Annotated in this window: 19 protein-coding genes and 1 other RNA gene; 8 read left to right on the top strand and 12 right to left on the bottom strand. The window is 54.8% G+C overall.

Annotation, left to right across the window (positions count from 1 at the left end; genetic code table 11):
- Positions 1–48 precede the first annotated feature (48 nt).
- Positions 49–1,269 carry a diguanylate phosphodiesterase gene (locus tag DD606_RS11415; protein ID WP_003857746.1) on the bottom strand — a complete coding sequence of 407 codons (1,221 nt, stop codon included), beginning with the start codon at positions 1,267–1,269 and terminating at the stop codon, positions 49–51.
- 339 nt (positions 1,270–1,608) lie between these two features.
- On the opposite strand from DD606_RS11415, the gene ycgZ reads away from it, so the two are divergent.
- The 4 genes from ycgZ to fdhF all read left to right on the top strand — a co-directional run bounded on the left by ycgZ (position 1,609) and on the right by fdhF (position 4,825).
- Complete coding sequence (gene ycgZ, locus DD606_RS11420) at positions 1,609–1,848, top strand: regulatory protein YcgZ (protein ID WP_003857747.1); 240 nt, start codon at positions 1,609–1,611, stop codon at positions 1,846–1,848.
- A 4-nt stretch (positions 1,849–1,852) separates the two neighbouring features.
- A complete protein-coding gene (locus DD606_RS11425; protein WP_032658210.1) occupies positions 1,853–2,173 on the top strand; it encodes a hypothetical protein in 321 nt (106 codons plus the stop codon).
- A 29-nt stretch (positions 2,174–2,202) separates the two neighbouring features.
- Complete coding sequence (locus tag DD606_RS11430; RefSeq protein ID WP_003857748.1) at positions 2,203–2,481, top strand: biofilm/acid-resistance regulator YmgB/AriR; 279 nt, start codon at positions 2,203–2,205, stop codon at positions 2,479–2,481.
- Positions 2,482–2,674: 193 nt separating this feature from the next.
- Positions 2,675–4,825: a formate dehydrogenase subunit alpha gene (fdhF, locus tag DD606_RS11435; RefSeq protein WP_129258653.1), complete on the top strand. Its 2,151-nt coding sequence runs from the start codon at positions 2,675–2,677 to the stop codon at positions 4,823–4,825.
- Positions 4,826–4,876: 51 nt separating this feature from the next.
- Here fdhF and DD606_RS11440 read toward each other — a convergent pair whose 3' ends face one another.
- The 6 genes from DD606_RS11440 to DD606_RS11465 are packed head-to-tail and all read right to left on the bottom strand — an operon-like array spanning position 4,877 to position 10,881.
- Entirely contained in the window at positions 4,877–5,530 is a 654-nt protein-coding gene (locus DD606_RS11440) for a LuxR C-terminal-related transcriptional regulator (protein ID WP_023324523.1), read from the bottom strand.
- A gap of 41 nt (positions 5,531–5,571) precedes the next feature.
- On the bottom strand, positions 5,572–6,084 hold the full coding sequence (locus tag DD606_RS11445) for a fimbrial protein (RefSeq protein ID WP_022650916.1): 513 nt from the start codon (positions 6,082–6,084) through the stop codon (positions 5,572–5,574).
- Positions 6,085–6,095: 11 nt separating this feature from the next.
- A complete protein-coding gene (locus tag DD606_RS11450; RefSeq protein WP_032609044.1) occupies positions 6,096–7,043 on the bottom strand; it encodes a fimbrial protein in 948 nt (315 codons plus the stop codon).
- Position 7,044: 1 nt separating this feature from the next.
- Entirely contained in the window at positions 7,045–9,588 is a 2,544-nt protein-coding gene (locus DD606_RS11455; RefSeq protein ID WP_129258654.1) for a fimbria/pilus outer membrane usher protein, read from the bottom strand.
- 27 nt (positions 9,589–9,615) lie between these two features.
- Positions 9,616–10,293, bottom strand: a complete 678-nt coding sequence (locus tag DD606_RS11460; RefSeq protein WP_023315939.1) for a molecular chaperone — start codon at positions 10,291–10,293, stop codon at positions 9,616–9,618.
- Between the two features lie 57 nt (positions 10,294–10,350).
- Positions 10,351–10,881 (bottom strand): fimbrial protein, encoded by a 531-nt coding sequence (locus tag DD606_RS11465; RefSeq protein ID WP_022650915.1) that lies wholly within the window; start codon positions 10,879–10,881, stop codon positions 10,351–10,353.
- Positions 10,882–11,234: 353 nt separating this feature from the next.
- On the opposite strand from DD606_RS11465, the gene DD606_RS11470 reads away from it, so the two are divergent.
- Positions 11,235–11,894, top strand: coding sequence for a winged helix-turn-helix transcriptional regulator (locus DD606_RS11470; RefSeq protein WP_003857763.1), 660 nt, complete (start codon positions 11,235–11,237; stop codon positions 11,892–11,894).
- Positions 11,895–11,971: 77 nt separating this feature from the next.
- Entirely contained in the window at positions 11,972–12,601 is a 630-nt protein-coding gene (locus tag DD606_RS11475) for a helix-turn-helix domain-containing protein (protein WP_045336603.1), read from the top strand.
- Between the two features lie 46 nt (positions 12,602–12,647).
- Here the strand turns inward: DD606_RS11475 and DD606_RS11480 are convergent, their stop codons facing one another.
- The 3 genes from DD606_RS11480 to DD606_RS11490 form a co-directional block, all read right to left on the bottom strand.
- Positions 12,648–12,842: a YdiH family protein gene (locus tag DD606_RS11480; protein WP_003857766.1), complete on the bottom strand. Its 195-nt coding sequence runs from the start codon at positions 12,840–12,842 to the stop codon at positions 12,648–12,650.
- An 85-nt stretch (positions 12,843–12,927) separates the two neighbouring features.
- A complete protein-coding gene (gene menI, locus DD606_RS11485; RefSeq protein ID WP_003857767.1) occupies positions 12,928–13,338 on the bottom strand; it encodes a 1,4-dihydroxy-2-naphthoyl-CoA hydrolase in 411 nt (136 codons plus the stop codon).
- Positions 13,335–16,391 carry an FAD-binding and (Fe-S)-binding domain-containing protein gene (locus DD606_RS11490; protein ID WP_129258656.1) on the bottom strand — a complete coding sequence of 1,019 codons (3,057 nt, stop codon included), beginning with the start codon at positions 16,389–16,391 and terminating at the stop codon, positions 13,335–13,337. The genes menI and DD606_RS11490 overlap by 4 nt, the downstream gene beginning before the upstream one ends.
- A 199-nt stretch (positions 16,392–16,590) precedes the next feature.
- On the opposite strand from DD606_RS11490, the gene ydiK reads away from it, so the two are divergent.
- Positions 16,591–17,706, top strand: a complete 1,116-nt coding sequence (gene ydiK, locus DD606_RS11495; RefSeq protein ID WP_015570721.1) for an AI-2E family transporter YdiK — start codon at positions 16,591–16,593, stop codon at positions 17,704–17,706.
- Positions 17,707–17,915: 209 nt separating this feature from the next.
- An RNA gene (gene rprA, locus DD606_RS11500) (antisense sRNA RprA) lies at positions 17,916–18,023 on the top strand.
- Positions 18,024–18,028: 5 nt separating this feature from the next.
- On the opposite strand, the gene DD606_RS11505 is transcribed toward rprA, so the two are convergent.
- Positions 18,029–20,404 carry a glycoside hydrolase family 3 N-terminal domain-containing protein gene (locus DD606_RS11505; protein WP_129258658.1) on the bottom strand — a complete coding sequence of 792 codons (2,376 nt, stop codon included), beginning with the start codon at positions 20,402–20,404 and terminating at the stop codon, positions 18,029–18,031.
- Between the two features lie 3 nt (positions 20,405–20,407).
- A complete protein-coding gene (locus DD606_RS11510; RefSeq protein WP_003857776.1) occupies positions 20,408–21,808 on the bottom strand; it encodes an MFS transporter in 1,401 nt (466 codons plus the stop codon).
- Positions 21,809–21,877 lie beyond the last annotated feature (69 nt).

The raw sequence follows: 21,877 nt of genomic DNA on the forward strand, positions 1-21,877 counted from the left end.
AATTTAGCCGTACGTACAGGTCACTTTTAACAGTTACGTACAGGTTTTTTATAAATCGTACTTTTTCTCGGGCCAGGCAATCGCCGGAATGCCCCCCAGACGCGGGCTGGCGAAAAGGTGACCCTGGAACTGAGAAATCCCGGCAGATTCCAGCCACATCCACTCTTCAGCTAGCTCTACGCCTACCGCACAGAACAGAATTTCCAGGGAGGCGCAGCATTTAATGATTGACTGAATGATTGCCTGACGCGGGCCGCTCTTGTGCACGTTAGCAATCAAATCACGGTTGATCTTGATTCTGTCCGGCTGGAACTGGGCCAGCAGTTGCAGACCGGCGAATCCCGCGCCAAAGTGATCGATGGCCACGCTGATCCCGGCGCTTTTAAGCTGTCTGACCGCGCTGGTGAACTCTTCGAAGCGCGAGATCGCCTCGCTCTCGGTGAACTCGACCACAATTTGCTCCGGCACAAAACCGTTCGCCTCAATTGCCGTCAGTAAAAAATCGACGGCGCCAGGAACATTGACCAGCGTCATCGGCAACAGATTAATGGACAACGTTTGAGTCTGTAGGCCCAGCGCGCTGGCCATCGACAAAGCCACCTGCTTACTCTTCAGATCCGATTCGTACAGCGCCTCACGCGACAGGTTGGCAAAGTAGCTTTCCGGGGACTCACCGGACGGCGTGCGGATCAGGGCTTCCCAGGAAACCACCTGCTGCATAAACGGATCGACGATAGGTTGAAATGCGAAACTACAGTCCGCGCCCTTTGCCACTACCGTTGGCTGGGAGGATAATGGCGTGTTTTCGGTGACAAACTCCCAGGCGTCAGCCGGAGGCAGCTCAAAGTAGTTGGCTTTTTCAGTGGCCTCAACGAAGGTGCGGAAAAATTGTAGGGCGCGATCGTTATAGGTCAGCTGATAGCGGGTTGTGCCTTTATCGAGTACCTTTTGTAGCACTTCGTCGGTGTCGTACTGACGAAGGTCAAAGAGCTCCATACCTACGTTGCCAAAACGTCTTGAAGGCCCGTGATCGCTTAATAATTCGACCACGTTGTGATGCCGTGGGTCACGGCAGATGAGCTGATAGATCTCCTTAACGTTATCAGCGGGCCCTTCAAGTAACTGAAAGAAGTGTGTGCCGTTAAACAGCAAAATCCCCGTCACATCGAACTGGCGATTTCTACAATTTGCAGCAGCGACCATGTCTTCCAGCGCTTTCACTGGAACGTCCTCGCAGATATGACTGCGGTAAATAATGGTTGTGAGCATGCTAATCCTGAAGATTGAGGGGGTGACCACGAAAACACGTGGGGAGAACTCTGTTATAGCACATTAATTACCCAATAAATAATTTACATCTCAACAATTTACATGACTTCTTTGCGCCTTTTCCGGGCTTGTACAACTCTGCAACGCCACTTCGAATTGTACAATATATTTTGTGAATTTAGCAGTAAGCTGTATACATATAACCATATGATAAATATATACTTTATCAAATATATTATAAAATATTTAAAAAATTGTACATTTTTAATGTACAGATTTGAAAATTATGTATACCTTAAATGTAACGTTACTGATTACGAAAATTTACAGGAGCGAAACATGCAGCAGAACGGACACCTCGCAGACACAGCAACAGCAATTGCGCAGTACTTCGAAAAAGCCGCGCTTCCAACCCAACAGGAAACATTGGGTCAGGTTGTTGTTGAAATCCTTAGCGACGGGCGGAATCTGAATCGCAAATCGCTCTGCACAAAACTGTTAAGTCGCCTTGAAAAGGCCAATGGCCCGGAAGAGGAGCATCATTATCACATGCTTCTTGGCCTGCTCTTCGAACGTTAATGTTATGAACAGCAGTGATGCGGACAGACTGATCGACCAGCTTATTGGAGAAGCCGCTCTTTCACTTTTGAAGGAGCGCGGTCCTGTAACGACCGAGGGTTTGGTTCAGCGTCTGCGTAACATGCAAGCCTGTGAGACGGATCCCCAGCGGCGGGAGACATTAGCGAGGGTGATAGCTGAAATCAGCTCTGGCACGGTCGCTTTTAAAGGTCGCAGAACCGCACAAGGACGAATTCAGAGAGAGGGATCTCTCAAAAATAACCGAGACAATGTAGTGCCGTTATTTGGAAATGGAAAACCGTCCGATCCCAAAAAGATACATTGACTACAACTTTACAGCTACGGTGAGAACAAATGAGACAAAATATTCAGCTTCAACCCGAATACCACTCCGCCTTTTTAGATAGCGCGTTGTCGGAGTATTTCCGTCACGCAGGCGATCGCTTTGCTGAAGAGTCTGCCATTTTTTCGACTGCGGTTCGTTGTGTTCTTGCTTCCGAAGGTCATCTGACCAACAAAGCGATCATTCTCTGGCTGATCCAGACGCTGGAATCCACCGACGATGTCGTTAAGGCGGATGTGATCCGCAAGACGCTGGAAATTGTCGTCGGTTACACCATGGACGATCTTTAACGCCTCTCTCTTCCCATCTCTTCGGATAGCGTGTCATCGTCAATTCTGACGAACGGACTGACGATGACACGTCCTCTCTCCCCTAACGCCCTGTTAATCAAGCACGCCGAATGTGGCATGGATCCTGCTTAGTCCGCTAAGGGACTGGGCTTTCCAGTAAACATTGCTTCATTTCTTAACAGGTCTGTTATTGATGAAAAAAATCGCCAGCGTCTGCCCGTACTGCGGTGCAGGCTGCAAACTTAACCTCGTCGTTAAAAATAACCGGATTATCCGTGCCGAAGCCGCTGATGGCGTAACTAATCAGGGCACGCTTTGCCTGAAAGGGTTCTACGGCTGGGACTTTCTTAATGATACTCGGCTGCTTACCCCCCGCCTGACGCAGCCCATGATCCGCTACAGCAAAGGGGAGGCCTTTACCCCTGTTACCTGGGAAGAGGCCATTCGCTATACCGCTTACAGGCTTAAAAGCATCAAAGATCAGTACGGCCCTCGGTCCATTATGACCACGGGTTCCTCGCGGGGAACGGGCAATGAGACCAACTATGTGATGCAAAAATTTGCCCGTGCGGTGCTGAATACTAACAACGTCGACTGCTGCGCCCGCGTCTGTCACGGTCCGTCCGTTGCCGGTTTACAGGAGACCCTCGGCAACGGCGCCATGAGCAATTCCATTAACGATATTGAAAACTCAAAATGCCTGCTGGTATTCGGCTATAACTGCGCCGACTCTCACCCCATAGTCGCCCGACGCGTGCTTAAAGCACGTGAAAATGGCGCTAAAATCATTGTCTGCGATCCGCGTCATATTGAAACGGCACGCATTGCCGATCTTCATCTTCAGTTAAAAAATGGCAGTAACATGGCGCTGGTCAATGCCTTTGGCTATGTCCTGCTTGAAGAGGAATTGTACGACAAAAACTACGTTGCTCGCTTTACAGAAGGGCTTGAGGCGTACCGACTGACGGTAAAAGATTACGCACCCGAGCAGGTTGAACATCTGACGGGGATCCCCGCGCGGGATGTTCGTCAGGCAATGCGCATGTTCGCAGCGGCGCCTTCAGCAACGGTGATGTGGGGTATGGGCGTCACGCAGTTTGGTCAGGCGGTCGATGTGGTGAAAGGTCTCTCCAGCCTTGCACTGCTGACCGGCAATCTGGGCCGCCCTGCCGTCGGCGTGGGTCCGGTTCGCGGGCAAAATAACGTTCAGGGCGCCTGCGATATGGGTGTTCTGCCCAATATGTTCCCCGGCTACCAGGACGTCACTGATCCGGCGGTCAGACTGAAATTTGCCGATGCGTGGAAAATCAATGTCAACCGGATGGACGATCGCGTCGGAACGCGTATCACCGAAGTGCCGCATCTCGCGCTGGAAGGTAAGATCAAAGCGTATTACATCATGGGGGAAGATCCGCTTCAGACAGAAGCCGATCTGGGTCTGGTCCGCCGCGGCTTTGAGGCGCTCGATTTTGTGGTGGTTCAGGACATCTTTATGACCAAAACGGCAGAGCTGGCTGACGTGCTGCTCCCTGCCACCTCATGGGGAGAACACGCCGGTGTGTTCACCTGTGCCGATCGCGGCTTTCAGCGTTTCGGCAAAGCCATTGAGCCCAGCGGCAATGTCAGGCGCGACTGGGAGATCATCAGCCTGCTGGCCACGGAAATGGGCTATCCCATGCATTACGAGGATAACCAGCAGATCTGGGACGAAATGCGCGAGCTGTGCCCCCTCTTCTACGGCGTGACCTACGAAAAAATGGGCGAGATGGGCCATGTGCAGTGGCCCTGTCCAACCCTCGATCATCCCGGCACTCCCTACCTGTACAAGGATAATCAGTTCGACACCCCCACTGGCAAAGGCCAGCTATTTGCCGCCCCCTGGCGCGCCCCGGCGGAGACACCGGATGCGGATTACCCGCTGGTACTGTGCACAGTGCGCGAAGTGGGCCACTACTCCTGCCGCTCCATGACCGGGAACTGCGCCGCGCTGCAAAGCCTGGCCGACGAGCCGGGCCGGGTGCAAATTAACCCGGCCGACGCGGATGAACGGGGGATTGCCGAAGGCCAGCTGGTCTGGGTACGTTCACGCCGGGGTAAAGTGATCACCCGCGCCAGCATCAGCGAGCGCATCAATGCGGGAGCAATCTATATGACCTACCAGTGGTGGATTGGCGCCTGTAATGAGCTGACGCAGGATAATCTCGACCCGATCTCCAGAACGCCGGAAACGAAGTATTGCGCCGTGCAGCTTGAGGCAATCGAGGACCAGCGCTGGGCGGAGGATTTTGCGGCTTCCGCGTACCAGACCATGAAGACGCGGTTGATCGCTGCGGTTAACGTTTAAATGCTTGCCGGGTGGCGGCTATCGCTGCCCGGCCAGCTATCCGCTGCCGTTTCAGGCTATTTGTTGTGCATAATTATTTTCCAGGTAATCGCGAAGCAGGTTCGGCCGGCTCTTTTTCTCCATCAGCCTTCTCAACAGTACGATCAGCTCGTAATCGCTTCGCAGATTAAATTTTTGCATCATCATATATTTATGGGTAAAGACCGTTTTTTCGCTCATCTCCAGCGCCTGAGCGGTCTGCACTACCGACAGCCCTCGGTAAAAATTGACCAGAATACGAATTTGTTGCCGGGATAAACCTTTATGCTGGCAGTCGAAACAGGTCTTTTTATTCCAGGTGTAACCCGGTAATTGCGTCGTGAACCACGCAATAAACAGAACGCCGCTAATACGATCAAGCGATGCCCGGCGAGGAAGAAAAATAATGTCCTGAAAGCAGGAAGGCAGCGCCGAAAAGCGCAGCTCATCGTCGACGAGACCTATCACAATTCCTTTTTGCCGGGCCAGTAATTCCGGAAAACAGGTCAGCGTTTCCCCCTGACATAATGAAAGAACAATAATATCGGCCTGGCTGACGTTTTCATTGGTCAGCGCCAGGTGAAAAGTGATGGAGCGATGAAAGTTATGCTTAAAAAAATCTTCGAAAAAGCTCTGTAGCCCAGCCTGAAAAAACAGATCCGTTTCCTGAATCAGAATATTTAACATAGTTCACACCAACGTCTTTAAAAAAGGCTTATCACCGGCATTCAGTTGTACTGCATCGTCATCACCACAACCGCGCGGATGCTTCCCGGCGTGGCGCCCCCCGTCATGGATTTTACCGAGGCCAGCATAGCTAATGTCGCGGTTCTGTCCGCGGCAATGGTCTGGGTCATGCTGGAGCCTGTTCCTTTAAGCGCACCGGTTTGGGCATCGCGCATGGCTATCGCCACATGTGTGGCCGAACCGCTGTTCATAAAATAGTCCGCGCCCGCCTCAGGATCGGGGCTGCCGGTGAAAGCGACGGTCACACTCTGCGTTCCCGTTGGGCACTGGGTAAACAGCAGACTGAAAGGCACCGGATCCGATGTTGAGCCCGGCGTCGCCATATTGGTTGCCTGAATATTGCCCAGATTGACATCGAGATTGTTATTGCCGCCATTAAATATGCATGGCGACGCCACGATATTTCCCGTCACACCGATGTTGACGCTATCAGCGGAGCATACCTTCCCGCTGAGTAAGGCAAGTAACAGCAGTGTCCTGCATCTTATTTTCATCTTCTTACCTGCTACTGGTAGGTCAAATTCAGGGTGGCGGAGGCATTCGCTGAACCTGACTCCACGCGGGTTAACGTCTGGTAATATCGGGCCGTTAATGGCAACGTCTCTTGCCCCCCGGCAGACTGTCGCAAAAATAGTCGGCTGTTCATCGCCAGCGGTGCACCGTTATAGATTAGCTGCACCCCCACCCCTTTTGCAGTGCCGGCATTTCCCTGCCCGGTTAAGGCCATCACGCTGGTATTGGCGCTGTCCGGATTCTGTATTCCACTGAGCGAGACCGTAATATTGGTTCCGGCGGCGCAGGTTAAGCCCAGGTTTTGCGTGTTCTGTGCTCCCGCTGGCGTGGTGCCCACCACGGTGCCGAACGCCGAAGCGGGAATATCCCCTATCGGAAACGTCAGCTGGGCCGTATTCACCGTGCACGCCAGGGCATTGATGTTGCCGGAGGTGAGCTGCGTGGTCAGACCGTCACGGTAGAGGCCGTCGCTTCCCTGAAGCGTCACGACGCCAATCACCCCCGGGGTTAATGCCCCCGATGAGACCGGGCCGGTCACCACCAGCTCAATCCTCCCGCCGTACCAGTCCACATAGGAGGTCTGCGCATTGTACGAGAACGTATTGCTCGGGTTTTCAAAATAGCCGTTGGAGGAAAAGCGTATCCCTATCCCGATGACGTTCGTGTTGTAAACATGGTTGCCGTAGCTGCTCAACGTGGCGCTGTTGTAGCGCATGCTGAATCCCAGCATCAGCGGATTCGTACACCCGGTAAGATAGGAGCCTGTGGCTGACGCCGCGCCGGAAAATACCACCGTGCCGACAGGCGCATCGCGCTGCACGTTGATCGTCCCCACGGACAGGGTGGAAAGCTGCGGGATGATGGTGGTGCAGGTACCGGCACGAGCGATACTTCCCGCCGCGAGCAAACAGAGCAGCAGCATCGAGTTAAGACATTTCATGTTAGCGTTCCTGACGGCAGGTGGCGCGCATATCAGCGATCCCACCGTACATTGAGTGATTCGGCAGCGTGAAATCAGCGCGGCATTGCTGGCTGGATTGACTTCCCCATGTGGCGACTAACGTTCCCTGCTCGCGCATCCCGGTTAAATAGACCTGACCGCGATCGCCGACAATAAAACTGCCGCTTTCATCACCCACAAGGGTGACCACCGCCCCAAACGGAACGGCGCGGTCGTTGTCGGTCAAGGTCATCAGCACCCGGCGACCTGACTTCGGCAGATAATCGGCTCTCACCACCGCTCCCCGCGTCGGCGTCACCGTGCGGGTGTTGATCTCCAGCTCGACATCGTCCGGCATCGTTTCCGGGTCGAGGGTGAGATCGTTTTTCCGGTAGACAGAAAGGTTGCTCACGACCGTATATCCGCGAAAATCTGTCCGTACACCGGGCTGATTGCGGATATCCACGTCGTAGGCGCCTGGGGCTTTGATTAAGACGCTGGTCTCCCCCAGCGGCTGGGAAAGCGTGATGCCATCAGCATGGGCGAGAATGCCGCCTTGCAGCCCGTAATTCAGGCGTTCACTGTTTTTGTCATAACCATAACCTGCCGTGACTTCGCCATAGGTGCCTTTATAGTCCGCGTTCACGTTGCCGGTATTCCCCACGCCCTCTGTGCCATATCCCTGCTGGACGTTCCAGCTCAGGGCACGGTTCTCGAGTGCCACCCCGTTCAGGCCGACGTTATGCGTCGTCCCGTTATTGCTGCTGGCGTTCATGCCATAGTTAGCCCATGTCTGCGGCAAAAATTTATCCAGCGGAATGCTGACGTTGAACGACAGAAGCTGGTCGTGGTCAGCGTTTTTTTGGCTTTTGCGGTTTTCTGACGCTGAGCGGACATTTTTGCTGTAGGTCCATGTCAGGCCATAGCTGATGTTGTGCCAGTAGTTGCTATAGCCGACGCTCCACGAAGCCATCGACTTACCGTCATTCCAGTAATCTTCCCGCGCCGCACTGAGGGTAAGCGCGCCCAGGTTGTCCCCCAGCGTCTGGCTCATCGTCAGCTCGGCACGGTTACGTCGCCTGTCCTGAAGCGCGCTGCTGTCTCCGTACGAACCGAGGACGTCCTGCATCCCGTAATAGCCGCGGGTCGAGTAGCGATACCCGGCAATCGAAAAGTTGGTCCCGGTAGTGATAAAATTCTTGCTGTATCTGGCCCGCCACGACTGACCGCTTGTTTTCGCGGTATGCTCCGGCATTGACCAGCTCTGGGTGACGTCTGCGGATACTGCCCCGAGATCGCCCATGTTCTTGCCCATCCCCAGAGCCACCGACTGGTACTTATCTGCCCCCTGGACGCCGCTATAGAGCGTGATCCCGTGAGGGAGGCCGTAAATTCCGGTCAGTTGCCCGAAGGGGGTTTTCTCCACGCTACGGTTATACGAGCGATATTGCCCGGCGGTAAGGGCATATTTCAGTCGCCCCTCCCGTTGCAGGACCGGCAGCGAAGCGTACGGCAGGGTGAAATGTTGCTCACTGCCATCGGCTTCGACGATCGTGACATCAAGATCGCCCGCGCCGCCGGTGGGATACATATCCGCGATCTCAAACGCGCCCGGCGCCACGTAGCTTTGGTAGATTTGATAGCCATTCTGACGCACCACGACCTGCGCGTTAGTTCGCGCAATACCGCGCACCACCGGCGCATAGCCTTTCAGGGAATCCGGCAGCATATCGTCGTCGGACGCCAGCTGGACGCCGCGAAACGGCATGCTGTCAAAGACATCGGCAGGCGCGGAACTGTCTCCGAGCGTAAGCTGGGCTTGCAGGGGAATAATCGCGCGCTGCATCAAGGTGTAGACGTTGTCCCACTTATCCTGGCCGGACGCATCGCGGGACCAGGTGGTGTAGTTGCGTAACCGCCAGGGACCGACGTTGATCCCCGGCCGCAGGTTTGCATACTGGCTGTCGCTGCGGGTGCCTGCCCCGCTTCTTGCCCGGCTGTTTGCCCCGCTCAGGCTGTAGTTGAGCATGGCCGCGGTAATGCCTTCATCCCACATATCCGGCGGAACGTAACCTCTCGCTGGCAGGTCTATGGCCGCCTGTGGGATGCTGATCGCCAGACGCTGAGCGCCAAACTGGAAATCCGCGCTGGCCTGTGGAATCGCCCTGAGATCGGCACATTCACCTTCCCCGGCGGCGAGCTGCGGGAAAAGCGCCGTTTTCACGCCCCACGCTTTTAACTGCCCGATACTCAGGCACGGCTGCAACGTTTCACTGCCGTTAGCATCCTTCACTGCCATGAAACGAATATCCCGCGTTTCCAGCAGCCGATCGTCAAGAATAATATCAACATGGTATGTCCCGGGCGCCTGCGAGCCGGATTCAAAGGCAGATAAATCCGCTTTCCCCATTCCGGGATTATCCAGCTCTACCAGTTCCGTATTAAACGTCTCACTGGCATACAGTGTGGGAGAGACACCAGCAAGCGCGAGGGCAATAAATATTGCCAGGCGCGCAGGCTGCATTGTATTCAATGCCGTTGTCATGACGAGCACCTGATTAACGCGTAAGGATCACAAACTGGCCCGGTGTAATTCACCAGGGCTGCCATAATCGTTAATGACTTTAAACGTCAGCGTATTGCCACTGGTTCCATTCGGTAACGGGAAACGGGCTGTGCCCGAAGGCATCACATACGTGACATCGTCAAGTTTCTTATTACCCAACGTAATTTCATTGAAATTGATAACGTACGGCGTTGGATTATTAACCAGAAGGGTATTTCCCGCACGACGCCAGGTTAATTTATTGGCCTGCTCCTCGGGGGTAGACGCACGAAGAGCCTCTGGTCGATAAATTAATTTGATGCGCGTTTTGACGGCAATTTGCAGCGAGTTCATCTGCTTAGAGGCTGACGGAATAGCTTTGATGTTCAGCCAGAATAAACTCTCCTGCCCTTGAGGCAGAGAGCCTGTCATGACAATACGCTCGAGGTTTTTTTGTCCGCCGTCCAGCCGATACAGCGGAGGAGTAATAATAAAAGGCGCTTTACCCGATTGTTCATCCTGAACATCTATCCACGACTGAATTAAATAAGGACCGTTATCAGGATTCGTAATATTTATTGACGCTTCTTTTTTAGCCCCATCAAAAATAACACGGGTGCCGCCAATAATTACTCCTGCACTGGCGGATGTTAACGTCAGCGGTAACAGCGCCATAACCAGGCCCGTTGTGGTGATAAAACGCATTTTTTTACCTCATAAAACAAGGGGCCAGGCGGCCCCCTGCTAATTACTGCCATTGACTTAGTTGTACACCACAGAGAAGTTCGCGACCGAGTTAGCCGGGCCCGCGGTAACGGATGCCGCGGTGGAAATATACTGCGCGTAGAAGCTCAACGTATTATCAGCCGTACTGCTGAGTGCGTAGGTATAGCTGTTGCTGCCGTGCAGCGGCAGATCGGCTTTATCTGCCGTCATCAGGTTAATCGCCACCCCGGTAGCCGCTCCCGCCACGGACGTATCAATCGCCAGCAGGCTGGCGTTGGTTAAATCCGGCGTGCCATCAAAACGGACTTTTGCATTGGTGACCGTTACCGGACAGTTTTTCAAAATAATATTAAACTGCGTCGCAGCCGTTCTCGCCCCGGTTGTCGGGAATTCCGTTTTATAATAATCGCCCAATACCACCACCTGATTCTGGGATGCCACATCAACGTCGCATGCAGAATCCAGAATATTTCCGTTAAAATTAACGGTACCGGCCGCTGCCAATGCATTGGTCATAGTGAGTACAGAACCTGCCGCTAACATTGCCATCATCAATTTCTTATTCATAATTTTATATCCCGTATTACTCTATTTATTACCGACATTCAGTTGCAGAAATTAAACCCCTTCCGACGAGTCAAAATTTATACAACTCCTTTTCCGCATACAATCAATTTTGAGGTCTAGCTGTAGACCCTCTTTTAACAAATAAAAAACATATTCACTCGGGAATAGCTTAAGAATAATGTCCACAGTCTACTTTTAGACCTGAACAAAAAAAGTTGCAATTTCAATTAATTAACACTTAAAAAAAGATAAGTCTATAATTAGACTCGCTGCTAACATTCCCTGACCTGCTGTTTTTTAAGATAATTCTTTATGCCGATCAAAAATGATCGCATCAGTCAGTGAGGTCTCAAATGAATACCCGATTCGCGCCTGAGTCAGAAATTGATAAATCAACAGTGCTCGGCGCTAAGCCTTTTAAGCACATTGAAAAAATAATCGATAATGTTTTGCCGCATGCGGAGAGAGGCATTATTGCCAGAGGAGAAATTATCCATTATTGCTCCGGCGATACCCGTCAATGCTTTTTACTGTTGCATGGCAGCGTGGCGTTGCACCGTCGCGGGGACGGTATCGTCTTAAATTCTGAATCTGCGCCATTTATACTCGGCGTGAGCAGCCAGTTATCGTCTGAGCACCTGTACGTCAGAGCGCTGGAAACCTCAGAGGTGGCCAGCGTTTCGCTGGCGCGTTTCAATCATGTTGTCGCACAACAGAATTTATGGGAGCACTTCTCAAACCTGCTGATCTATACCGCATCGCGCGTTTACGAACATTGCGCCCAGATATCGCAAATGTCGGCTTATGACATTATCCGCTTTCAGCTGGTTGAGTTGATGCAGGAGCCTGAAGCCATTAGACAAAACATTACCGCCGCAGCCTATATCAAAAGCCGCACCTATCTTTCACGCAGTGGCATTATGCGGATCCTCGCGGAGTTGCGGACGGGGAAATACATCACCATGGAGCGTGGCGTTCTAGTAGAGATCCATCACTTACCCCGTAAATACTGAGGCTGTATTTATCTCTGGAGAAGGTGGAAAAGAAGAGCGACACTATAGAGAGTACAGTCTCTTTCCAGGTTAACGCTATGTCTTCTGACAAACCATCGCATCGCGGATCTCCCTATGCTCAGGAACTGATTTCTCATTTACAGCCGCACTGCACCACGCATAAAACCGATCCCGGCGAGCAACTTGATCTCCAGGTAAACGGGCAGAGCATGTGTTATTTAATTCTTGACGGCACGGTCGCCATATACAGAAGAAGCGACGACATGATGCTTTCGACGGCGCGCAGTCCCGCCCTGTTTGGCCTCGCTAACCTGACGGACATCTATTTTACCGACTACCTTCGAACGGTAACGCCTTGCCTGATTGGTGTGCTCACGACCGATCGGGTGGCTGAAATTATCAAAGAGAAGGCGCTGTGGGGGCTGCTTTCTAATCATCTAATGTTTGTCTATAACCGGCTTTATCACAACGTCATGCCGAAAGGCGCGCCAACCGCGTACGAGATGATTCGCCAGCAGCTCGTGCTGCTGATGCAGGAAGATGACAGCTACCGACGTAGCGTGACGGCGGAAAGGTATATCAGGGATAAAACCCAGCTTTCCCGCAGCGGCGTAATGCGGATCCTGGCTGACCTGAAAACGGGCGGGTTCATCGAAATGGAAGAAGGCCGGCTGATTAAAATTAATAAACTGCCTGCCAGATACTGACTGTCAGACACAAAAAAGGCCGCGCTTGCGGCCTTTTCTTCACTGCTTAATGGACGTGAACGCCCAACCGCCAGGCAAAGTAGATCTCTTCTTTCAGTTCGTTTGAAGAGAGCGCCAGCAAATCCGTAAATTCCAGCTCAAGCTGTTTCAGCTTTTTCAGGTACTGCGCTGGAGACAGATTGCTTTTATCGCGACGTAAATATTCAATTGCCAGCTGTGTTGGGGTTATTTCAGTATCCATGATGTCCTCGCTTATGTTCAAAACGTGACCAGTATATCACAATCAGGCGGCTAATTTTTGACCAAAAGCAAGACATCCGGAAACTTTACACAACGGCCGTCGTCAGCCTTGATGAACAACACAGGCGATCCTGCTCGTCCAGGATATCAATCTGCCACACCTGATGGCGGCTTCCAGCATGCAGCGCCCGGCAGACGCCGCGCACGCGCCCGCTGCGAACGGAGCGGATGTGGTTGGCATTGACCTCCAGACCCACCACCTTCTGCTCTCCTTCCGTACACAGGTAGCCCGCCACCGATCCCAGCGTTTCGGCCAGCACGACGGACGCGCCGCCGTGTAACAGGCCAAACGGTTGATGAGTACGGCAGTCTACCGGCATCGTCGCTTCCAGTTCGTTGTCGCCAATGCGCGTGAACTGGATGTCCAGCAAACCGACCATGTTCTCCGCGCCCATGGCATTTAAGGCCTCCAGCGTGACCGCACGTTTCCAGATCATCCGATAATCTCCAGTAAAGCCTGCAATGGATGGCGGACGCCGTTACCTTCCACCCGTTTCACCTGGCTGCGGCAGGAGTAGCCCGTCGCCAGACAGCGGTTGCGTGGCAGGCGCTGCATCGCCTGATGCCATGACAGCTCGTAAATGCCGAGCGAATTAGCGTGGTTTTTGACTTCATGGCCGTAGGTTCCGGCCATACCGCAGCAGCCCACGTTGACGCTTTCCAGCTTCGCGCCAAACCGGGAGAAGATAGAAGCCCACTGGGCAGGCGCCGTCGGCAGCGCCGTCACTTCGGTGCAGTGCCCAAACAGGTACCAGGATTCTCCGCTGACCTCCTGAGGGGGCGTTTGCGTCAGCACCGCAGGCAGCCACTCGTGTACCAGTAAGACTTGAAAATCACCGCGCTTATCGCCGAGAGTCTGCTTATATTCGTCCCGGTAACAGAGCACCAGCGCCGGATCGACGCCCACCATCGGCATGCCGAGCTGCGCCACGCGATTCAGAAAATCTGAAGTTTTCTGCGCGGTTTTCGCAAAGCGGGTGAGGAAGCCTTTAATGTGCTGCGCCTTGCCGTTCGGCGAGAACGGCAGCACCACCGGCTGGTAGCCGATTTTCTCGGCCAGTCGGACAAAATCGGCCACCACCTGCGCATCGTAATAGCTGGTAAATGGATCCTGCACCACCAGCACCACCTTCGCTTTCTGCTCAGGGCTTAATGCTTCCAGTTGTTCCAGGGTCATATTCGCCGAGCGGTGCCCCACCAGCCGACGCTGGAGCGATGGCACCGACAGCAGCGGCAGATCCACCATGCCGATATGTTTTTCAGACAGTTTTCGCACCAGTGGCTGGTTGATAAAGAAGTTAAAGGTTTTTGGCGCACGGGCCATCAGCGGCGCGTAACTCTCCACCGTTGCTACCAGATGATCGCGCATCGGGCGCAGATAACGCGTGTGGTACAGCTGGAGGAAGCGGGAACGGAATTCCGGTACGTCAATTTTAATTGGGCACTGGGTTGAACACGCCTTACACGCCAGGCAGCCGGACATCGCCTCTTTCACCTCATGCGAGAAATCGTATTCGCCTTTGTTCGCATGCCAGCTGTTGCGGGTGCGTTCGATAAGCCCGCGCAGGCTGGCGCGTTTTTCCGGCAGCTCCTGTTCCAGCTTGAGCGGGTCAACGCCGCGGTCGGCCAGCAGGCGCAGCCATTCGCGCACCAGCGTGGCACGCCCTTTTGGGGAGTGGATGCGGTTGCTGGTGATTTTCATCGACGGACACATCGGGCTTTTCACATCGAAGTTAAAGCACAGCCCGTTGCCGTTACACTCCATCGCGCCGCGCCAGGAAGCGCGTACCGCAATCGGAATTTGGCGGTCATAGGTGCCGCGCTTAACGGCATCCACCTGCAACATCGGCGCATCAACGCCCTCTGGCGGGCAGATTTTTCCCGGATTGAGGCGGTTATCAGGATCGAACGCGGCCTTCACCTTACGCAGCTCGGCGTAGAGCTGTTCGCCAAAAAAGGCCGGGCTGTACTCGGCGCGGAACCCCTTGCCGTGCTCGCCCCACAGCAAACCGCCGTATTTGGCCGTCAGGGCCACGACCTCGTCGGAGATCGCCTTCATCAGGATCTCCTGCTGCGGATCGCACATGTCCAGCGCCGGGCGCACGTGCAGCACGCCCGCGTCAACGTGCCCGAACATGCCATAGCTCAGACCATGGCCGTCGAGCAGCGCGCGAAACTCCACGATATAATCCGCCAGATGTTCCGGTGGCACGCAGGTATCTTCCGCAAACGGAATCGGCTTCGCCGCCCCTTTCGCGTTGCCGAGCAGCCCCACCGCCTTTTTACGCATCGCGTAGATTCGCTCGATGCCGGAGAGATCGTTACACAGCTGCCAGCCAATGACGCCGCCTTCCCCCTGCGCAATCAGCTCGTCCAGACGCTGGCAGAGCGTGTTTACCTGGCTCTCAATCAGCTCTGCGTCATCCCCGGCGAACTCGACGATGTTCAGGCCGAGCATCTCTTTATCCGGCACGTCGGTAATCAGTTCGCTCACCGAATGCCAGACAATATCCTCCCGGGCCAGGTTCAGGACTTTTGAATCGACGGTTTCCACCGACAGCGCCCGCGCCTCCACCATAAACGGTGCATTACGCAGCGCGGAGTCAAAGGAGTTGTATTTGACGTTCACCAGACGGCGCACCTTTGGCAACCGGGTGATATCCAGACGCGCTTCGGTGATGAAGGCCAGCGTCCCTTCTGACCCGGTCAGTACGCGGGTAAGATCAAACTGGCTCATATCGTCATTGAAGACATGTCGCAGATCGTAGCCCGTCAGGAAGCGGTTTAGCTTCGGGAATTTGTCAAGGATCAGCTCGCGATTTTCGCGGCAGCGCTCCAGCACGGTGCGATAAATCCGTCCGCTGGTGGTGCTCTCTTTTGCCAGCGTTTCGGCCAGCTCGATCGGCATCGGTTGGGTATCGAGGATATCGCCCCCCAGCAGCACCGCCCGCACACCCATAACGTGGTCGGAGGTTTTGCCGTACACCAGTGAGCCCTGCCCCGAGGCATCGGTGTTGATCATCCCGCCAATGGTCGCGCGGTTACTGGTGGAAAGCTCCGGCGCAAAAAAATAGCCGTAAGGTTTCAAAAACTGATTCAACTGATCTTTGATCACCCCCGCTTCCACACGCACCCACCCCTCTTCCGGGTTGATCTCAATGATGCGGTTCATATAGCGGGACATATCAATGATGATGCCCTGGTTCAGCGCCTGCCCATTGGTACCCGTCCCGCCGCCACGCGGGGTGAAGACCAGGGAGCTGAAACGCTCCTGCGATGCCAGACGGGCGATGAGCGCCACATCGGCGGTAGAGCGCGGGAAAACGACGGCATCGGGAAGAAGCTGGTAAATACTGTTATCGGTCGCCATCGTCAGCCTGTCGGCATAATCGGTAGCGGTGTCACCTGTAAAACCCTGTTGCTCCAGTGCCTGCAAAAAATTAAGCACCAGCTGAACGACGCCCGGTGCCTGAGAAATCTGTGGGATCATTGCTGTCGACCCTAATGAGAATAGTGTGAAATCGTTTGCGTTGTGTCTGGAAAGTTTTATCACATTTTTTTCTTATGTGCTTCGTAGAATTACGGGCAAAATCCGCCTGTCAAAAATCGCTGAAATCACTAATGATTAGAGAGATGCGGTTTATATTCCCATCAGCCTTGCTGGTGTTCATTTAAGGAAAGTTTCGTTTATGGTCAATCTTCGTCAGCCCAGGGATGTCGCGCAGATACTGCTGTCGGTGCTGTTCTTAGCCATTATGATTATTGCGTGTCTGTGGATCGTTCGTCCTTTCGTGCTCGGATTTGCCTGGGCCGCGACCGTCGTCGTCGCCACCTGGCCTTTACTCTTGCGTTTGCAGAAACTGCTGTTTGGTCGCCGCGGCCTGGCCGTGCTGGTGATGACGTTGCTGTTGTTCCTGCTGTTTATTATTCCCATTGCACTACTGGTTAACAGCCTGGTTGACAGTAGCGGCCCGGTTATTCGCGCGGTCACCAGCGGTGATATGACGCTGCCGGATCTCGCGTGGCTGAACAGTATTCCTGTTGTGGGCGCAAAACTGTACAGCGGCTGGCACAGCCTGCTGGAGATGGGCGGTAGCGCCCTGATGGCCAAAGTGCGTCCGTACATCGGCACAACCACCACCTGGTTTGTGGGGCAGGCTGCGCACATTGGTCGCTTCATGATGCATTGTACGTTGATGCTGGTCTTCAGCGCCCTGCTGTACTGGCGCGGCGAGCAGGTTGCGCTGGGGGTACGTCATTTCGCCACCCGACTGGCAGGTAAACGCGGCGATGCGGCCGTGCTGCTGGCAGCCCAGGCCGTCCGCGCGGTGGCGCTCGGTGTGGTGGTCACAGCGCTGGTGCAGGCTGTACTTGGCGGAATCGGGCTGGCGATTTCCGGCGTACCTTATGCCACCATTTTCACCGTCGTCATGCTGATGACCTGTCTGGCGCAGCTCGGTCCGCTGCTGGTGCTGGTTCCCTGCATTATCTGGCTTTACTGGACGGGGGATACGACCTGGGGCACGGTGCTGCTGGTCTGGAGTTGCGTGGTGGGCACCATGGATAACGTGATCCGTCCCCTCCTCATCCGCATGGGCGCTGACCTGCCGCTGATTCTGATCCTGTCCGGGGTAATCGGGGGGTTAATTGCCTTCGGCATGATTGGCCTGTTCATCGGTCCGGTTCTGCTAGCGGTGACCTGGCGTCTCTTCTCCGCCTGGGTGCATGAAGTACCGCCGCCGGGAACCGATCCAGACGTCATCTTAAGCGAACTTGAAGAGCTGGAAGATAAGAACGCGCAGTAAGAACGGATGCCGGGTGGCGCTAACGCTTACCCGGCCTACACTCTCCACAGCAATACTTAAACGTTGCTAAACTATTTATTCTCTGCACACTGGTCAGACCCGCCTTTTCCTGCCTAAAACCGTCATTCTCTTCAAGAAATCTTTACCTGCCTTTAACTATTGAGACGAATCCGATCGACTCAAAATCCTGGCATGCCTACTATTAAGACACGGTTATAAATCAACACCTTGATTTATAAGCATGGAAATCCCCTGAGTGAAACAACGAATTGCTGTGTGTAGTCTTTGCCCATCTCCCACGATGGGCTTTTTTTTATCCTTTTTACGCCAGTGTAATGTCACAGCGACTAAGCATCCGCCAATCCCCCGCCAGCACCCGCGTTTCCCCGGTCACCAGCACGTTCACCACCTCGCGAATATCCGCCGAGGACGCGCCAACCTGTAGCTCGAATTCCCCTGGCTCGACAATCCGCTTCCCGTCCCGGCGGGTGAAATTAAACATCTCCACCGGCAGGGTAAAGGTCAGCGTGGCGGTTTCTCCCGGTGAAAGCGTAACGCGCTGGAACGCTTTCAGCTCCTGAAGCGGACGCACCTGCGTGGCGACCTTATCGCGTACGTACACCTGTACCACTTCGCTGCCGCTGCGCTCGCCGGTGTTGGTGATATCGACGCTTAACGCCACCTCTCCGTCGATCGGGACGCGGCTTTCAGCCAGGCGGGCCGCGCCCCAGCGAAACTGCGTCCAGCCGAGACCGTAACCGAACGGGTAAAGTGCGCCGAAATGGAACGCAAACGGCGTGCCGCCGCTTTTCAGCTTGTGGTTATAGTAGTACGGCATCGCCCCGGCGTTTTTCGGCACGCTCACTACCAGCCTGCCCTGCGGCTCCGCGCGGCCGGTTAAGACATCTGCAATCGCCCAGCCCCCTTCCTGCCCCGGCGCCCAGGCCATCATCAGCGCGGCCACCTTCTCTTCCAGCCCCTGAAGGTTATAAGGACGCCCGCCCGTCATGACGACAATCACCGGCTTACCGGTTGCCACCAGCGCCTCCAGCAGCTGTTGCTGCACGCCTGGCAGATCCAGCGAGTCGGTATCAGATCCTTCCCCCACGGTGCCGCTCTGGAACAGCCCGGCAAGGTCGCCCACGCAGGCCACCACCACGTCACTCTCTTTTGCCGCGCTCACGGCGTCGGGGATCAGATCCATACGTTGTGAAACCGGCGATTGCTGCATCGGTTTACCGCCGCTGTCGCCCGGAAATACCGGCGCCCCCGCCATCCGTTTTTCGATAATGTGGCACCCTTTCGCGTAACGAACCTGCGATGCGCCAAGATACTGCTCCAGCGCCGCGCGCGGCGTCGTTACCTGTGAGGTCTCTTCAACCATATCGCTGATGATCAGGTGAACCGGGAAGCTGTAGCCGCTCAGCAGCGCCAGCGGATCGTCAGCCGTCGGCCCCACCACCGCTACACGGGGTTTTCCGCCGAGAGGTAATATGCCGTTATTTTCCAGCAGCGTGATCGATTTTGTTGCCACCTCGCGCGCCACCTGCCGGGTCGCCTCACTCTGCAAATCGATGCCGTCTTCGGCGGCGTACGGTTTTTCAAACAGCCCGAGACGGAATTTTTCACTTAGCACGCGCGCCACAATCTCATCCACTTTCGCCATTGAGATAAGCCCACGCTCTACCGCTTCTGCCAGATGACGCGCGCAGTCATCCTTCGGCAATTCCACGTCCAGCCCGGCGTTAAACGCCAGCGCCGCCGATTCCGCTGGATCGTGAGAAATTCCGTGGTGCTGGTGCAGCAGGCTGACGCCGCCGTAATCCGCCACGATAATGCCGTCGAAGCCCCACTGTTCACGCAGCACGGTAGTGAGCAGGAAATGGTCGCTGTGCCCTGGCTGATTATCAATGTCGTGATAGGCTGGCATCACCGAACCGGCGTTGGCCAGCTTCACCGCCATCTCAAACGGCAGCAGGAAGGTATCGTTTAGCTCGCTGAAACCGAGATGGACCGGCGCATGGTTGCGCGCCCCTTCGCTGAAGGAGTGGCCGACGTAATGTTTCAGGGTCGCCAGCAGATCGCGCTTATCGCCCTGCAACCCCTTCACGTACGCCGTCGCCATCACCCCTACCAGCCAAGGATCTTCCCCAAATGTCTCTTCCGTCCGTCCCCAGCGCACATCGCGCGAGACATCCAGCACCGGGGCCAGCCCCTGCTGGCACCCGACGGATCGGGCCTCTTTGCCAATCTGCTCCGCCGCGCGCTGCACCAGCGCCGGGTCCCAGGTGGAACCGTAGTTTAGCGACGACGGGAACAGGGTTGCATCTTTGCACAGCAGCCCCACCAGACACTCCTCATGAAACAGCGCCGGAATGCCGAGCCGGGTCTCCTCCATCATCATGCGTTGCAGGCGGTTGGCGGCACGCACGCCGGTTTTTGCATTAACAATGTGCGTGCCGAGCGGGCGGGTGATCTGCCCGACGCCGAGCTTCAGCCTTTCGTTGAGGGACGCCTGTTCGCTCACGCCAGCGAATTCATCGCTCAGATCGCTGCGCTCGCGGTGGTTGCCGTGTTCATCGAGGATCAGCCAGTACGCGTGCATCTGGGCAAATTTCTCTTCCGGCGTCATACGCGCCAGTAAATCAGCGACACGCTCGTGTACGGGACGTCCCGCGTCCTTGTAGATCGCAGTCATGGTTTACTCCTGTAGTGCGGATTGGGTTGCCGGGCTGAGCTGCCCCGCATCGTTTCGACTATCGCGTTTGCTGGCCAGCTCGCGGGCGATGCTGTCCACCAGCCGGCTGTTAAGTTTGTAGATGGCAAGGAGCGCCACCATGCAGAGGAACAGCGCGCAGGGGATCAGGGTGAACAGGGCATTGATGGTTGCAAGAACATGAGGCGCCTGGTTTGCCTGACCCGGAGCGTAATCCACCATGCCAAGCACCCAACCGACCACCGCCCCACCCAGCGCCAGCCCAAACTTGATGGCAAACAGGGCGGTAGAAAAGACCAGCCCGTCCAGGCGGCGGCCGCTACGGTGTTCTTCGTAGTCCACCACATCGGAGAACATGGTCCATTGCAGCGGCGTGGTCAGGTTCTGAATAAAGCTAAACACAATATTCAGACCGAATATCAGCCACACCTGCGAAGGCGGAATGAAGAAAATCAGCGCGCCAAAAATAACGAAAGAAATAATGGTCCACTGATAGGCACGCACCCGGTCAAATTTCCCCAGCAGGCGTTCAGATAATAATGCGCCGCTTAAGGAGGCCACCATGCCGGAAACAATAAAGGCAAAAACCAGTTCCGGACGTAACAGAACATAGTTAACGTAATACATGGTCGCAGAGCCACGCGTCACGACGGCGGTTAACAGTAAAATATTAAACAGAAAAACAATTCGCCACTGGCTATTGGCGGCCAGCAGTTTTAAATCCGTCAGCATCGAACCGGAGGTGTCATTGCGCGGCGAGTAACGCTCCCGGGTCATAAAGAAGCAGCAGAAGAATAAAACAATGCCCAGCAGCCCCATCAGGCTCATGGCATAGAAATAGCCTTTTTGCACATTCCCCTGGCCTAATAATGAGACCAGCGGCAGCGCGATGACCGTTACAATCAACCCGCCGATAAACGACAGGCCAAAGCGCCAGGATTGCAGCGAGTGGCGTTCGCGCGGGTCGAGCGTCAGCGCGCCGGGCATGGCACAGTAAGGGACGTTAATCGCAGAATAGATCAGACTCAGGATGGCATAGGTTACGCAGGCATAGACAATTTTTGCCGTCTGCCCGGCATCCGGTACGTAGAAGGTAATCAGGCAGCTCACGCCAAACGGAATGGCAAACCAGAGCAGCCAGGGACGAAAACGACCGTGGCGGGTCTGAGTGCGGTCCACCAGCGCGCCAATGCACGGGTCGACAAACGCATCGACCACGCGCACCACTAAAAACATGGTGCCCATAATGGCGGCAGGCAAACCGAATACGTCCGTATAGAAATAAGCGAGAAATAACGTTGCCGTTTGCCAGACCAGCGCGCTGGCCATATCGCCGAGGCCATAACCTATTTTATCTTTGGTACGTAATACAGAGGAGATTGTCATTGTTATTTGCCTTTTTATCAGGTTAAAACGTATTTCAACCAGTCGCGCATCATCCCGACGGATGAACGC

This window comes from Enterobacter cloacae complex sp. GF14B (assembly GCF_004136805.1).
GTDB lineage: Bacteria > Pseudomonadota > Gammaproteobacteria > Enterobacterales > Enterobacteriaceae > Enterobacter > Enterobacter hormaechei_C.